Genomic DNA, 13,530 nt, shown 5'->3' on the forward strand with positions numbered 1-13,530 from the left:
TCATGCCGAGACGCTATCGGTGGTGGGAATGCGGCCGGTCTCGGGCTCGACGTCCGGCGGCGGCAGGTGACGCCCGACGAGCACCTGGTACAGCCCGGCTCCGATCAGACCACCGATGATCGGCGCGACGATAGGTATCCACCAGTACGGATAACCCGTCGTATCACGGAACGCCTCCCCGTACCCGGTGAGGAACGACGCGAGACGGGGCCCGAAGTCACGGGCCGGGTTGATCGCGTAGCCGGCGTTCGCGCCCCACGCCATACCGATCGCGACCACGATCAGGCCGACGATGAACGGCGCGAGGTTCGCCTGCGGCGGCGTGGCGAGCACGTCGGTCACAGCGAGGATCAGGAACAGCAGGATCGCGGTGCCGATGATCTGGTCGCGGAAGGCGCCCCACTCGCTGACGCCGAGCGCGGTCGCCGGGAGCGTCGAGAAGACGCCCTGTGACTTGGGGGTGTTGCCGGGGTCGAAGGTGGCCAGCGCCTCGCTGTAGTTCCAGCGGACGATGAGCGCCGCGACGAACGCGCCGAGGAACTGGGCCAGGGAGTAGGGAGCGACCTTGCGCCACGGGAAGCCTTTGAACGCGGCGAGGGCGATCGTGACGGCGGGGTTGAGATGGGCGCCGCTGATTCGCCCGGCCACGTACACGCCCATCACCACACCCAGGCCCCAGGCCCAGTGGATGGACGGAACCTCCCCGACACCGGTGGCGACGACCTGAGCCACCACGCCACAGCCGAAGAGAATGAGGATGAGGGTTCCGGCGAACTCGGCGAGGAGTTCGCCGCCCAGACCGGAGACCTTGAATCGTGCCGCCATGTGCCCTCCAGATTCAGGCAGGTCACCAGGGTTTCGCGCGTGTTTCCCGCAGGTGACCGTTCAGACGATTGGGAGGACCGTACGGAGCCCGACACCCGATCGTCAACGAACAGCGGTCGACATTGTCGAACGGTGTTATCCGCAGTTAGGGTGCGGGATGTGCCCGGCAGCGTGCAGTCGATCGAGCGGGCAGCGGCCATCCTCCGGCTGCTCGCGAGCAGTTCAGGGCGGCTGGGTATCGGCGAGATCTCCCGCTCGCTCGACCTCGCCAAGGGCACCACCCACGGAATCCTGCGCACGCTCCAGCACGTGGGGTTCGTCGAACAGGACACCGACTCCGGCAAGTACCGGCTCGGCGCCGCCCTGCTGCACCTCGGCACCAGCTACCTCGACGTCAACGAGCTGCGGTCGCGGTCGATCAACTGGGCCGACCCGCTGGCCGCGCGCAGCGGCGAGGCGGTGCGCATCGGCACGATCCTCGACGGCAAGGTGCTCGTGGTGCACCACGTGTTCCGTCCGGACGACACGTTCCAGACGCTCGACGTCGGCTCGCTGCTGCCGTTGCACGCCTGCGCGATGGGCAAGGTGCTGCTGGCGTACAGCGCCGACGCCGCTCGCGCGGTCCCGTTGGAGCCCTTCACCCGGCGGACCCTGACCCGTCCCGACGACCTCGCGCGGGCGCTGGCCGCCGTGCGCGAACAGGGCTGGGCCCACGAGGTCGAGGAGCTCACGCCCGGCGAGGCCGGAATCGCCGCGCCGATCCGCGGCTACGGCGGCCTGGTGGTCGGCGCGATCGGCGTCTCCGGGCTGGTGGAACGGCTCTGCGACAGCCGGGGCCGACCCAGCCCCGCGCTCGTTTCCTACGTCCGCGAAGCGGCCCGCGCGGTCTCGCGGGATCTCGGCTCGGGAAGGGCCTGACCATGACCGAGCACTTGTGCGAGGGCATCAATCAGCACAGCCGATCCGAGCCGCTCGCGGCTCGGCTCCATGACCGCAGCTCGCGGAGCGAGGTGCGGTCATGACCGAGCGCTACGTAGTGGCCATCGACCAGGGCACGACCTCCACGCGGTGCATCGTGTTCGACCGGCGCGGCCAGCTCGTGTCGGTGGCGCAACGCGAGCACCAGCAGTACTTCCCGCGTCCCGGCTGGGTCGAGCACGACGCGACCGAGATCTGGCGCAACGTCGAACGGCTCGCGCCGCGGCTCGGCGTCACCCCCGACCAGATCGCCGCCGTCGGCATCACCAACCAGCGCGAGACGACCGTGCTGTGGGACCGGCGCACCGGCGTGCCCGTCTCGCGGGCCGTCGTGTGGCAGGACACCCGCACCGACTCGCTGGTGCAGAAGCTGGCCGAGAAGCCGGGCGCCGAGCGGGTCAGCGAGCTGTGCGGGCTGCCGTTCGCCACCTACTTCGCCGCGCCGAAGCTGCGCTGGCTCCTCGACAGCCGGCCGGGCCTGTGGGAACGGGCCGAGCGCGGCGAGGTGCTCTTCGGGACCATGGAGTCCTGGCTGATCTGGAACCTCACCGGCGGGCGCCTGCACGTCACCGACGTCACCAACGCCAGCCGCACCATGCTCATGAACCTCGAAACCCTTCAATGGGACGAGGAGCTGCTGGCCTTCTTCGACATCCCGCGGGCCATGCTCCCCGAGATCCACTCCTCGGCCGAGGTCTACGGCACCGCCGTGACGGCGTTCCCCGGCGTCCGGATAGGCGCCGCCCTCGGCGACCAGCAGGCCGCGCTGTTCGGGCAGACCTGCTTCCACCCCGGAGAGGCGAAGTGCACCTACGGGACCGGCAGCTTCCTGCTCCTGAACACCGGCACCGAGCCGGTGCGCTCGACGCACGGGCTGCTCACCACCGTCGGGTACAAGATCGGCTCGGACCGGCCGGTGTACGCGCTCGAGGGCTCGATCGCGATCACCGGCTCGCTGGTGCAGTGGTTCCGCGACCAGCTCGGCCTGATCGGCACCGCCCCGGAGATCGAGACGCTGGCCCGCACCGTCGACGACAACGGCGGCTGCTACATCGTGCCGGCGTTCTCCGGGCTGTTCGCGCCGCACTGGCGCAGCGAGGCCCGCGGCGTGATCGTGGGGCTCACGTCGTACATCACCAAGGGTCACCTGGCCCGCGCGGTGCTGGAGGCCACCGGCTGGCAGACCCGCGAGGTCGTCGACGCGATGAACGCCGACTCCGGGTTGGCGCTGACCACGCTGAAGGTCGACGGCGGCATGACCGCCGACAACCTGCTGATGCAGTTCATCTCCGACGTCCTCGACGTGCCGGTGGTCCGCCCGATGGTGGCCGAGACGGTCTCGCTGGGTGCCGCGTACGCCGCCGGCCTGGCGGTCGGCTACTGGCCCGACCTGGAGGGCCTTCGCCAGAACTGGCACCGAGCCGCCCAGTGGCTCCCCGCGATGGACGCCGGCGTCCGCGCCGAGGAGTACGACAACTGGCAGCGAGCCGTCGAACTCACCTTCGGCTGGATCAAACCCCGCTCCTGAACCTGCGCCCCGCCCCCCGCCACCCACCCCGAGCGAGTCCCCCGCCCGCCCCCCGCCACCCACCCCGAGCGAGTCCCCCGCCCGCCCTCCGGCCCGCCTTCCGGCCCGTCGCCCCGCCGCTCTCCGACCCGTCGCCCCGCCCGCCCTCCGACCCGTCGCCCCGCCGCTCTCCGACCCGTCGCCCCGCCCGCCCTCCGGCCCGTCACCCCGCCGATCTTGCAGTTGTGGCCGCACCCAAAGGCGGACATAGCGCGAAATAGGGCGGGCCACAAGTGCAAGATCGGCGAGTGGGGGCATGGCGGCGCGGGGCCGGGCGTGGGTTCGGGGCGCGGGAGGGACGGGGCGCGTCGGGGGCAGGAGGACGCAGGACGCGTCGGTGCGGCAGCGCGGCGGAGACGCGTGGCACACCAGAGCGCACGGAGACACGGGCACGCCGGAGCACGCGGAGACACGGGCACGCCGGAGCACGCAGAGACACCGGAGCACGCGGAGACGCAGGGCACACAGGAGCACGCCGAGCGCACGGAGACGCAGGGCGCGCCGAAGCGCGCGGATACGCGCTAGGAGACGGTGGCTGCCAGGGCGCGGAAGATCAGGGCGGTACTCGTGGCGCCCGGGTCCTGGTGGCCCACGCTGCGCGCCCCCAGGTAACTGGCGCGGCCCTTCCTCGCCTGGAGTTCCGCCGTCGCCTTGGCGCCGGCCTCCGCCGCTTCGGCGGCTGCCTCCGCGGCGGCCGCCAGGCCTCCCGCCGCGGCCGTGTCCCAGGCCTCGACCGCCGGGTCCCACGCGTCGACGATGGTCTTGTCGCCGGGCGCGGCGGCGCCGAGCTTGCGGATCGCGGCCAGGCCGTCGCGCAGTGCGGCTCCCAGCGTGGGGGCGTCGACGCCGGGACCGGCGAGAGCCTTGCCGATCGCCCGGAAGGCGCTGCCGTACAGGGGACCCGATGCGCCGCCCACCTTCGAGATGAGCGTGGTGCCCACCTTCACCAGCACGGCGCCCGGCCCGTCGGCCTCGAAACCGTCGAGGGCGGCGGTCACGGCGGTGAAGCCCCGGTTGAGGTTGACGCCGTGGTCGGCGTCGCCGATCGCGGAGTCGAGCTGGGTCAGGTGGTCGGCGTTCTCCTTCACGGCCGCGGCGGCCGCCGCCACCCAGGCCCGCGCGGCGTCAGCGTCGAACTGGCTCATGCACCCCACCGTAGGCCCGGAGTGACGACCGGGGCCTCCCACAGCCGGATCAGCTCGTCGTCGGCCTTGAGGATCGTCAGCGACATGCCGGCCATGTCGAGGCTGGTGATGTAGTTGCCGACCAGCTTGTGGACGATCTCGACCCCGGCGTCGGCCAGCAGCGCGGCCACGTGCCCGTAGAGGATGTACAGCTCCAGCAGCGGCGTACCACCCAGCCCGTTGACCATCACGATCGCGCGGTCGCCGCCCGCCATCGGCTTCGCCGCCAGGATCGACTCCACGGCGATGGCCGCGATCTCCTTGGCGGGCTTCAGCTTCTCGCGCCGGCGGCCGGGCTCGCCGTGGATGCCGACGCCGACCTCGATCTCGTCCTCGGGCAGGTCGAAGCCGGGCTTGCCGGCGGCGGGCGTCGTGCACGCGGTCAGCGCCACCGCGAAGGAGCCGCTGGCCTCGTTGACCCGGCGACCGACCGCGGCCACGTCGGCGGCGCTCGCGCCCTCGTCGGCCAGCGCGCCGGCGATCTTCTCGACGAACACCGTGGCGCCGGTGCCGCGGCGGCCGGCCGTCCAGGTGGAGTCCTCGACGGCGACGTCGTCGTCGACCAGCACGCTCTCCACCGTGATCCCGTCGTCGGCGGCGAGCTCGGCGGCCATCTGGAAGTTCATCACGTCGCCGGTGTAGTTCTTCACGATGTGCACCACGCCGGCGCCACCGTCGACGGCCTTCGTCGCCGCGAGGATCTGGTCGGGCACGGGGCTGGTGAACACCTCGCCGGGAACGGCGGCGTCGAGCATGCCGCGGCCGACGAACCCGCCGTGCAGCGGCTCGTGACCGGAGCCGCCGCCGCTGATCAGGCCGACCTTGCCGGAGAACGGCGCGTCGGACCGGACGATGATCTGGTTCTCGAGGTCGACCCGCAGGTCGGGGTGGGCCGCGGCGACCCCGGCGAGGGCTTCGCGGACGACATCTTCGGGAGCGTTGATGAACTTCTTCACGGCGTCACATCCTGGGGTGCGCGTTCGTCATCACCGAAACTGGTTCGGAACGTATGCCCGCCGTTTCAGGTGTGTCAAGGAAGTGCTACGCCACGACGCGGCGCAACATCGGACGCCCACCGCCGAGATCGCGGCTCAGCAGCTTCGCGGTCTCCCGGACGAGCACCGCGTGCGTCTCCCGGCGCTCCGGGGCGAGCACCCGCTCGACCGGGCCGACCACCCCGATCGCGCCCACGACGCCGTCGCTGTCGAAGACCGGCGCGGCGATGCCCGCGTCACCGATCGCGGCCTCGCCGTCCTCGACCGCGTAGCCGTTGCGGTTCGCGTCCTCCAGCTCCGCCCTCAGCCGGGCCGTGTCGGTGACCGTGCTGCCGGTGAGCACGGGCAGCGCGCCGGCGAGCAGCCGCACCCGGTCGGCTTCCGGCAGGTAGGCCACCATCACCTTGCCCAGCGCGCAGGCGTGCCAGGGCAGCACGGCGCCGACCTCGAGGATCTGCACCGCGCCCTCGGGCCGGAACACGTGGTGCACGACGAGCACGTGGTCACCGCTCGGCACCGCCACCCAGACCGCCTCGTTCGCCCGCGACGCCAGCGAGTCGGCCAGGATCAGCGACCGCGCGCGCAGCTCGTGCGTCTCGAGGTAGGCATTGCCCAGTTCGAGCAGAGCGGGGCCGAGGCGGTACTTGCCGGTGTTGTGGTCCTGGTTCACCAGGCCGCCATCGGCCAGCGTGCGTAGCAACGCGTGCGCGGTCGGCTTCGCCACCCCGAGCCGGGCCGCCACCTCCGTCACCCCGAGCCCGCGCGGTGCCCCCGCGAGGCCTCGCAGGATCTCCATCGCCCGCGCCACGGCCTGTACGGTCGCCATACATTCCCCTGTGTTATTGCGTTCGGTATTGCAGAACAGAACGAGACGAAATTAGCATCCGCATCATGGTGGGTCTGGTACTGGTCTCGCACAGCGAGCAGTTGGCCGCGGGGTTGCGCGAGATGGTGGTCCAACTCGCGCCCGGCGAGGTGGCGGTCGAGGCCGCCGGCGGCACCGACGACGGCCGGTTCGGCACCAGCTACCAGCGCATCGAGGCCGCGATCACCAAGGCCGACCGGGGCGGCGGCGTCGTGGTGCTCGCCGACCTGGGCAGCGCCGTGCTCACCGCGCGCACCGTCCTCGACGACCACCCCCGCGCCGACGTGCTCCTGGTAGACGCGCCGCTGGTGGAGGGCGCGGTGGCGGCCGCCGTGCTGGCGGCCACCGGAGCCGGCCTCGACGACGTCTCGGCCGCGGCGGCAGAGGCCCGCGAGGCACCGAAGTTCTAGCGTGACGATCACGCAGGGTGATCGAGCATGTGAAGGGCTCGGAACGGTGACAAGTTCTGTACGGCGGTACGACGGGGCTTTACCTCGGTAGATACGCTGCGGGCCGATAAAGAGAAGGCAAGCTCGACCGACTCGAACCAGGAGCACCATGTCCAGCCCCTCCGGGCCGCAGCAGCCCTTCACCGACAACCAGCAGCAGTTCCCGCCGCCGGCGGGGCAGCCGGGTCAGTTCCCGCCGCCCGGCGGCGACCCGAACCAGGGCGGGTTCCCCCCGCCACAGGGCGGTGGCTTCCAGCCGGCCGCGCCGCAGCCACCCCGTCGCGGTGGGGGCTGGGGCAAGCGGATCGCGGGCATCGTCGCCACGCTGCTGGTGCTCGGCGGCATCTTCGCCGTGACCACCTACCTCAACCGCGACGCCGCCAGCAAGGCCAAGGTCGGCGACTGCGTCTCCCAGGAGGGCTCCGACGAGCTGAAGGTCGTCGAGTGCGGCAGCGCCGAGGCCGACTTCAAGGTCGTCGGACGGGTGGAGGACAAGACCCAGGCCGAGGCCGGCATCAGCGCCTGCGGCCCGTTCGTCGACCAGGGCGCCGAGCAGGCGTACTGGGAGGGTGAGCAGGGCAAGAAGGGCCTCGTGCTCTGCCTTGGCCCGGTCGGCTGACCCGACCACGCCGTGACGCGGCGCCCCGGGGAACCGGGGCGCCGCGCGCTTGTGCCGGGTAGAAGCGCCGCGTGCCTTACCCGGTGGGAGCCCAGAACACGTAGTCGGCGCCGTAGGGCACCTTCTGCGTCGTGCCGGCCGTGCAGGCGCCCGTCGGTCCTACGCCACCGCTCGTGTTGACGCGGCTGATGTGGGTCACGTTGGACAGCTCCTGTCCCGGCTTGCCCTTCTCGACGGTGGTCGTGAGAAGCAGCCACGGGATGGTGCCGTCCTTGGGCACCCGGGTCGCCACCGCGCCGAGCAGGGTCGACCCGTCGAGCGCGCGCCAGCGCGGCCCGGCGTAGTGGTAGATCGCCCGCAGCGATCCGTACTTCAGCAGCACCGCGGTGGGCGTCGACGCGGTCGCCCAGGTGCCCGCGTCGGTGCAGGCGTACTCCTGCACGCCGGCGACCACCCGGTACGCGCTCTTGACCACGAACCCGTCACCCGGCGTCGGCGCACCGGCCGGCAGCGTGAAGGTCCCCCCGAAGACCGTCCCGCCGGATGGAGCGGCCGGCGCGGCCGGTGCCGCCTGCGCCGGCGTGCCGGCCAGCCCACCGGCCAGGACCGCCGCGGCGACGGCGGCCCCGATCCGGTACTTCCTCTTGATGTCCACCATGGACACACCCCCAATCCACGCGGGACGGTATCGACATCCGTCGCGTTCGGGCGCTCCCCTTAGACCGACTTAAGCCGGACGAAAGTGTCCGCTCGATGACATAAGCTCGGGCATGGCGTTCGACCTGCTGGCCGGGGACCCCGCGTCGCCGGTGCTGCTGCACGTGCCGCACGCATCGACACATGTCCCGGCCGAGGTCAGGCGTGACCTCCGTCTCACCGACGCCGAGCTCGCCACCGAACTCGCGCTCATCACCGACGCGCACACCGACCTCATCGCCGAATGCGCCGCGGCACAGGCACCGGTAAGGCCCCACCGGTTCGTCAACCGGGTCTCGCGGCTCGTGGTCGATCCCGAGCGGTTCCCCGACGAGCGCGAGGAGCTGCGGGCGGTCGGCATGGGCGCCGTCTACACCCGCACCACCGGCGGCGCGGTGCTCCGCGACGACGACCCCGCCCTCCTCGACGCGTACTTCCACCCGTACGCGGAGGCAATGACGTCCACAGTGGACGAACTGCTCGCGGCGAGGGGACGCGTGACGATCGTCGACGTGCACTCGTACCCGAGCCGCCCCCTGCCGTACGAGCTGCACGCAGACGGGCCGCGCCCACCCGTGTGCCTCGGCACGGACCCGTTCCACACGCCACCGGACCTCCTCGCCGCGGCCGAGGAGGCGTTCGGCGACACGGCGGTCGACACGCCGTTCGCCGGCTGCTACGTCCCGCTGAAGCACTACGGTCGCGCGCACGCGGTCCACTCGATCATGATCGAGATCCGCCGCGACATCTACATGAGCGAACCGGGCGGCCCGCCACACGACGGCCTCGGCCCGCTGATCGACGCGCTGGCTACTCTGATCGGGGCGGCTCGGTGAGCGGCAGCCGCACCTGGAAACGGGTGTCGCCGGGCTGCGAGGTGACGGTGATGTCGCCGCGGTGCCGGTTGACCACGATGCGGTAGGAGATGTCGAGCCCCAGCCCGGTTCCCTCACCGACCGGCTTCGTGGTGAAGAACGGCTCGAACACCCGCGGCAGCGCGTCGGCGGGAATGCCGGAACCGGTGTCGCGGACCTCCACCAGCAGGCAGTCGTTCTCCCGCGCGGTGCGCACGGTGAGCGTGCCCTGGCCCTTCATCGCCTGGACGGCGTTGTCGATGAGGTTGGTCCACACCTGGTTCAGCTCGGCCGGGTGGGCCGGGATCTTCGGCAGGTCGCGGTCGAAGTCCTTGACGATCTTCACGCCGTCGCCCATCTTGTGGTGCAGCATGACGAGCGTGCTCTTCAGCCCCTCGTGGATGTCGATCGACTGGTAGGACGCGCGGTCCATTTGCGAGTACTGCTTGGCGGCACCGACCAGCGACGAGACGCGCGCGGTGGCGTCTTCGATGTCGGTCATCAGCTGCTCGGTCTCCAGCGCGTACGCGAGCCATTGCAACGACTTCTCCACCAGCAGCGGATCGCCGACCGTGGTGCGGATCTCCTCCAGGCACTCGATGTCCATGCCGCCCTGGGCGAAGATCGGGGCCAGGTCCCAGGCGTTGGAGACGCCCTGGTCGTCCATCCAGTCCGACAGCTCGTCCTCGCGGTCGCTGGCCTCCATCGCGCTCAACGACGGCGCCTTCGCGGCCCGCTCGATCACCGACTCCTGCAGCTGGGTCAGCGCCACCAGCTGCTCCTGGGTGACCCGGCCGTCGGCGAGCTTGCCGAGCTTCTGCCGCATGCCGGCCACCCGCTGCCGCAGCGCGACGGTGGCCCGCGACGCGGCGGCGGCCGGGTTGTTCAGCTCGTGCATGAGACCGGCGGTGAGCGAGCCGAGCGCGCTGAGCCGCTCGCGCTGGTTGATCGCCGCCTGCGAGTTGCGCATGCCGAACAGCAGGCCCTCGAGGAGGTGGATGGCCATCGGGAACCACTCGCGCACCATCTGACCGAACGCCATGCCCGGCAGCACGAAGAACCGCGCCGGGGTGATCGCGCGCACGGTCATCGTGTAGACGCGGCCGTACTGGTCGTCGTTCAGGTATCCCTGGGTGGCGCCCATGTACGAGCCGGCGTGGTCGCTGCGGTTGACCTCGATCTCGCTGTTCCCGGAGCGCCGGCTCAGCGACACCGTGCCGGCGAGCAGCACGAGGAACTTCTCGGCCGGCTCGCCCTCGCGGAGCACGTCGCCGGCCGGGTACTCCTCGATCGAGCCGTGCTCCGAGAGCCACCGCAACTGCTCGTCGGAGAGCGACTCGAAGAGAAACAGAGACCGCAGTTCATCGGGAGTCATGCCCCGCCCCGCTTCGCGTGGCGAGGCATTCGCCAGAGTCTGCGCTGATGATTCGCTCGCAAGCTCACTCATTGGCCCTCCAGGTACCTGTGCACCAGTGTCACCGCCATCGCGCCCTCGCCGACGGCGGAGGCCACCCGCTTGACCGAGTTCGCCCGGACGTCGCCGGCCGCGAAGATGCCGGGCACGTTGGTCTCGAGGTGGAACGGGTCGCGGTCGCGGTCCCAGCCGGCTGGGCGCTTGCCGTCGAGCATCAGGTCGGTGCCGGTGTAGACGAAGCCGCGCGGGTCGCGGGCGACCGTGTCGCCCAGCCAGTCGGTGCGCGGCTCGGCGCCGATGAACACGAACAGGAAGCCGGCCTCGACCCGGTCGCTGGTGTTGCCGTTGCTGCAGTGCAGCGTGAGCTCCTCGAGCCGCCCGTCGCCGTGGGCGCCGACCACCTCGGTGCAGGTGCGGACGCTGACGTTCTCGATCGCGGCGAGCTGCTGGATGAGGTAGTACGACATCGAGCGCTCCAGTGACTCGCCGCGGATGACGAGGGTGACGCTGCGGGCGTACTGGGAGAAGAACACCGCCGCCTGGCCGGCCGAGTTGGCCCCGCCGACGATGTACACGTCGCTGTCCTTGCACGCCGACGCCTCGGTGACCGCCGAGCCGTAGTAGACGCCGCGGCCGGTGAGGTCGGACGCGCCCGGGCACTGCAGCGGCCGGTACGACACACCCGTCGCGAGGATCACCGTGTGCGCGGAGATCTCGCTGCCGTCGCCGAACCGCACGACGCGGGCCGAGCCGCGCGCCTCGATCGCGGTGACGTCGCGGGTGGTGAGCATCTCGGCGCCGAGCCGGCCGGCCTGCCGGCGCGCACGCTCGGTGAGCTGCGAGCCCGACACCCCGTCGGGGAAGCCCAGGTAGTTCTCGATCCGCGAGCTCTGCCCCGCCTGCCCGCCGGTGGCCCGCCGTTCCAGCAGCACGGTGCGCAGGCCCTCGGACGCCCCGTACACGGCGGCGCCGAGCCCGGCCGGTCCCCCACCGACGATCACCAGGTCGTAGAAGTCCTGGCTGGCCTCCGTCGAGAGGCCCACGGCCGCGGCCAGTTCCGCCTTGGAAGGAGCGGCGAGGGGACGCCCGTCAGCGGTGACGATCAACGGGACCGCCTCCGGGCCGACGCCGGCGGCGTCGAGCAGCCGCTGACCCTCCGGGTCGTCGACGGTGAACCAGCGGTACGGCACCAGGTTGGCGGCGAGGAAGTCACGCAGCTTCCACGACGGGGCGCTGAGCCGGTGCCCGACCACCTTGATCTCCGACACCTCGCGGTCGGGGACGGCCTTCCACGCCTCCAGCAGCGCGTCGACCACCGGGTACAGCTTCTCCTCCGGCGGGTCCCACGGCTTGAGCAGGTAGTGGTCGACGTCGACGACGTTGATGGCCTGGATCGCGGCGTCGGTGTCGGCGTACGCGGTGAGCAGCGCGCGCCGCGCGTTGGGGAACAGGTCCATGGCCTGTTCGAGGAACTCGATGCCGCTCATCTGCGGCATGCGGTAGTCGGCGAGCAGCACGGCCACGCGTCCGCCCCGCAGCTTCAGCTCGCGCAGGGCGGCCAGGCCCTCGTCGCCCGACGACGCCCGCACGATCTGGAAATGTTCGCCGTACTTGCGGCGCAGGTCGCGGGCGACCGCCCGGGACACGGCCGGATCGTCGTCGACGGTGAGAATCGCCGGACGGCTCAAAGGGGGCTCCTCCTCCATGTGCAGGCAACGGCAAGTCTCCACCCGCCCGGGGTCGATCGACAACACACCGCCGCGTGGGCGATTTGTCAGGGTTCGTCGGATAGACGGATGAATTACCCCGAAACCGCAACGAACCTCCGCTCGTTGGGCTTAGCTATTCCCGTAGCGCTCGGGACGGGGCGCACATCAACGGGGAAGGGCAACACAGTGAAGCGGAAGATCCTCCGGGCAGTCAGCATCGCCGCCATCACCGGCGCAGGCCTGTTCGCTTTCAGCGCACCGGCCGCGGCCCACGGCGGGCACCACTACGACGACTACGGCTACAACAGCTACAACAGCTACGGCGGCTACGGCGGCTGGGGCGGCGGCATGTGGTCGGGCTACAACGCCGGGTTCGGCAACGGCAACCAGTTCTCGTCGGTGATCCAGGCGCCGGTGAGCGTCTGCGGCAACGCGATCGCCATCGCCGGGTTCGCCTCGGCCAGCTGCCGCGGTGGCGCCTACGCGTACAACGGCGGCTGGTAGACCGCACGGTCTCCACGCGCTGGGCGCCCCTACCCGTCGACCGGGTGGTGGGCGCCCAGCTGTTTTCCGACCCCACTCCGGAAGGACCGACACCATGAAACGACCGATTCTCCGCGCGGTGAGCGTCGCCGCGCTCGCCGCCGGCGGGCTGCTGGCCGTGGCCGGCGCCGCGAACGCCGACTCCGGCTCACCGGACGGCACCCGGATCACCTACATCTACCAGCACACCACCACCATCTGCGGCAACGCGATCGCGGTCGAGGCCGTGGTGCGCAACCACTGCGGTGCGTACACCACCGACGTGCACCCGGCCGACTTCGAGGTCCTCGACGGCATCTTCGACCTGAACCTCGACTACGACGGCACCGACGTCGACGACGACGCCGGGCAGTGGTTCCACATCCGCTCGCGCACCTGGAGCTGAGCCTCCCGACGCGCGGACGTTCCCGGTCGCGCGAGTTGGCGGATGTCTCGCCCGTGCCCCGCGACGGAGCATCGGCGGGTGCCTCGCGTCAACCTTCACACCATGCGGTGCGAAGCGCTCTTCGCATCGTCGCTACGCAGAACCGACCAACCAAGCCCGGAGAAGGTACGGGAAGCGATCGAAAGCTCGCTCCGCGTGCTCGGAGCCCGCGGCTGCGCCGCCTGGGTCGCCCAGGCCTACGGAGACTTCCCGGAGGCCGCGGTCACGCGGATGCACTGGGTGCAGAACCTGGTGGCCGGAGCCTTCACCGCCGAGAACACCAACTACTGGGAGCCACCGGGCTGCTGACGCGCGCAGGCGTCGACGGCCGGCGAAAACCGCCGGTGTCGGGAAGCACCGGACGGCCGGCCCGACGAAGGGAAGCGTCGGGTCGGCCCCCGCCGTGGG

15 protein-coding genes are annotated in these 13,530 nt (G+C 71.2%); 8 read left to right on the forward strand and 7 right to left on the reverse strand.

Features of this window, described 5'->3' with window-relative positions:
* A complete protein-coding gene (locus Voc01_RS20115) occupies positions 1–825 on the reverse strand; it encodes an MIP/aquaporin family protein (protein ID WP_203929008.1) in 825 nt (274 codons plus the stop codon).
* 159 nt (positions 826–984) lie between these two features.
* On the opposite strand from Voc01_RS20115, the gene Voc01_RS20120 reads away from it, so the two are divergent.
* Positions 985–1,743 (forward strand): IclR family transcriptional regulator, encoded by a 759-nt coding sequence (locus tag Voc01_RS20120; protein ID WP_203929009.1) that lies wholly within the window; start codon positions 985–987, stop codon positions 1,741–1,743.
* Positions 1,744–1,843: 100 nt separating this feature from the next.
* Positions 1,844–3,331, forward strand: a complete 1,488-nt coding sequence (gene glpK, locus Voc01_RS20125) for a glycerol kinase GlpK (RefSeq protein ID WP_203929010.1) — start codon at positions 1,844–1,846, stop codon at positions 3,329–3,331.
* A 560-nt stretch (positions 3,332–3,891) separates the two neighbouring features.
* Here the strand turns inward: glpK and dhaL are convergent.
* The 3 genes from dhaL to Voc01_RS20140 all read right to left on the reverse strand — a co-directional run bounded on the left by dhaL (position 3,892) and on the right by Voc01_RS20140 (position 6,375).
* Entirely contained in the window at positions 3,892–4,515 is a 624-nt protein-coding gene (dhaL, locus tag Voc01_RS20130; RefSeq protein ID WP_203929011.1) for a dihydroxyacetone kinase subunit DhaL, read from the reverse strand.
* The gene (dhaK, locus tag Voc01_RS20135) at positions 4,512–5,510 is read right to left on the reverse strand and encodes a dihydroxyacetone kinase subunit DhaK (RefSeq protein WP_203929012.1); all 999 of its coding nucleotides are present in this window, start codon (positions 5,508–5,510) and stop codon (positions 4,512–4,514) included. Before dhaK ends, dhaL begins: the two co-directional genes overlap by 4 nt.
* A gap of 85 nt (positions 5,511–5,595) precedes the next feature.
* Positions 5,596–6,375, reverse strand: coding sequence for an IclR family transcriptional regulator (locus Voc01_RS20140; RefSeq protein ID WP_203929013.1), 780 nt, complete (start codon positions 6,373–6,375; stop codon positions 5,596–5,598).
* 65 nt (positions 6,376–6,440) lie between these two features.
* On the opposite strand from Voc01_RS20140, the gene dhaM reads away from it, so the two are divergent.
* A complete protein-coding gene (gene dhaM / locus Voc01_RS20145; protein WP_203929014.1) occupies positions 6,441–6,824 on the forward strand; it encodes a dihydroxyacetone kinase phosphoryl donor subunit DhaM in 384 nt (127 codons plus the stop codon).
* 148 nt (positions 6,825–6,972) lie between these two features.
* Positions 6,973–7,482: an LppU/SCO3897 family protein gene (locus Voc01_RS54110; protein WP_203929015.1), complete on the forward strand. Its 510-nt coding sequence runs from the start codon at positions 6,973–6,975 to the stop codon at positions 7,480–7,482.
* Between the two features lie 76 nt (positions 7,483–7,558).
* On the opposite strand, the gene Voc01_RS20155 is transcribed toward Voc01_RS54110, so the two are convergent.
* Complete coding sequence (locus Voc01_RS20155) at positions 7,559–8,140, reverse strand: DUF3455 domain-containing protein (protein WP_203929016.1); 582 nt, start codon at positions 8,138–8,140, stop codon at positions 7,559–7,561.
* 112 nt (positions 8,141–8,252) lie between these two features.
* On the opposite strand from Voc01_RS20155, the gene Voc01_RS20160 reads away from it, so the two are divergent.
* Positions 8,253–9,014 (forward strand): N-formylglutamate amidohydrolase, encoded by a 762-nt coding sequence (locus Voc01_RS20160; RefSeq protein WP_203929017.1) that lies wholly within the window; start codon positions 8,253–8,255, stop codon positions 9,012–9,014.
* On the opposite strand, the gene Voc01_RS20165 is transcribed toward Voc01_RS20160, so the two are convergent.
* Both Voc01_RS20165 and Voc01_RS20170 read right to left on the reverse strand, forming a co-directional pair.
* Positions 8,989–10,407 carry an ATP-binding protein gene (locus Voc01_RS20165; RefSeq protein ID WP_203929018.1) on the reverse strand — a complete coding sequence of 473 codons (1,419 nt, stop codon included), beginning with the start codon at positions 10,405–10,407 and terminating at the stop codon, positions 8,989–8,991. The two genes, Voc01_RS20160 and Voc01_RS20165, sit on opposite strands and share 26 nt — an antisense overlap.
* Before the next feature lie 68 nt (positions 10,408–10,475).
* Complete coding sequence (locus tag Voc01_RS20170) at positions 10,476–12,134, reverse strand: NAD(P)/FAD-dependent oxidoreductase (RefSeq protein WP_203929019.1); 1,659 nt, start codon at positions 12,132–12,134, stop codon at positions 10,476–10,478.
* A gap of 207 nt (positions 12,135–12,341) precedes the next feature.
* Between Voc01_RS20170 and Voc01_RS20175 the strand changes: the two genes are divergently transcribed.
* The 3 genes from Voc01_RS20175 (at position 12,342) to Voc01_RS53160 (ending at position 13,431) form a co-directional block, all read left to right on the forward strand.
* The gene (locus tag Voc01_RS20175) at positions 12,342–12,659 is read left to right on the forward strand and encodes a hypothetical protein (protein ID WP_203929020.1); all 318 of its coding nucleotides are present in this window, start codon (positions 12,342–12,344) and stop codon (positions 12,657–12,659) included.
* A gap of 94 nt (positions 12,660–12,753) precedes the next feature.
* Positions 12,754–13,083, forward strand: coding sequence for a hypothetical protein (locus Voc01_RS20180; protein WP_203929021.1), 330 nt, complete (start codon positions 12,754–12,756; stop codon positions 13,081–13,083).
* Positions 13,084–13,278: 195 nt separating this feature from the next.
* On the forward strand, positions 13,279–13,431 hold the full coding sequence (locus tag Voc01_RS53160) for a hypothetical protein (protein WP_239160335.1): 153 nt from the start codon (positions 13,279–13,281) through the stop codon (positions 13,429–13,431).
* The last annotated feature ends 99 nt before the right edge of the window (positions 13,432–13,530 follow it).

The sequence above is a fragment of the Virgisporangium ochraceum genome (assembly GCF_016863655.1).
GTDB lineage: Bacteria > Actinomycetota > Actinomycetes > Mycobacteriales > Micromonosporaceae > Virgisporangium > Virgisporangium ochraceum.

Bases quoted from the DNA above. Each gene is read 5' to 3' on its own strand.
- Voc01_RS20115 (WP_203929008.1), bottom strand. From the start codon at position 825: ATGGCGGCACGATTCAAGGTCTCCGGTCTGGGCGGCGAACTCCTCGCC.
- glpK (WP_203929010.1), top strand. From the start codon at position 1,844: ATGACCGAGCGCTACGTAGTGGCCATCGACCAGGGCACGACCTCCACG.
- dhaL (WP_203929011.1), bottom strand. From the start codon at position 4,515: ATGAGCCAGTTCGACGCTGACGCCGCGCGGGCCTGGGTGGCGGCGGCC.
- Voc01_RS20140 (WP_203929013.1), bottom strand. From the start codon at position 6,375: ATGGCGACCGTACAGGCCGTGGCGCGGGCGATGGAGATCCTGCGAGGC.
- dhaM (WP_203929014.1), top strand. From the start codon at position 6,441: ATGGTGGGTCTGGTACTGGTCTCGCACAGCGAGCAGTTGGCCGCGGGG.
- Voc01_RS54110 (WP_203929015.1), top strand. From the start codon at position 6,973: ATGTCCAGCCCCTCCGGGCCGCAGCAGCCCTTCACCGACAACCAGCAG.
- Voc01_RS20155 (WP_203929016.1), bottom strand. From the start codon at position 8,140: ATGGTGGACATCAAGAGGAAGTACCGGATCGGGGCCGCCGTCGCCGCG.
- Voc01_RS20160 (WP_203929017.1), top strand. From the start codon at position 8,253: ATGGCGTTCGACCTGCTGGCCGGGGACCCCGCGTCGCCGGTGCTGCTG.
- Voc01_RS20165 (WP_203929018.1), bottom strand. From the start codon at position 10,407: ATGACTCCCGATGAACTGCGGTCTCTGTTTCTCTTCGAGTCGCTCTCC.
- Voc01_RS20180 (WP_203929021.1), top strand. From the start codon at position 12,754: ATGAAACGACCGATTCTCCGCGCGGTGAGCGTCGCCGCGCTCGCCGCC.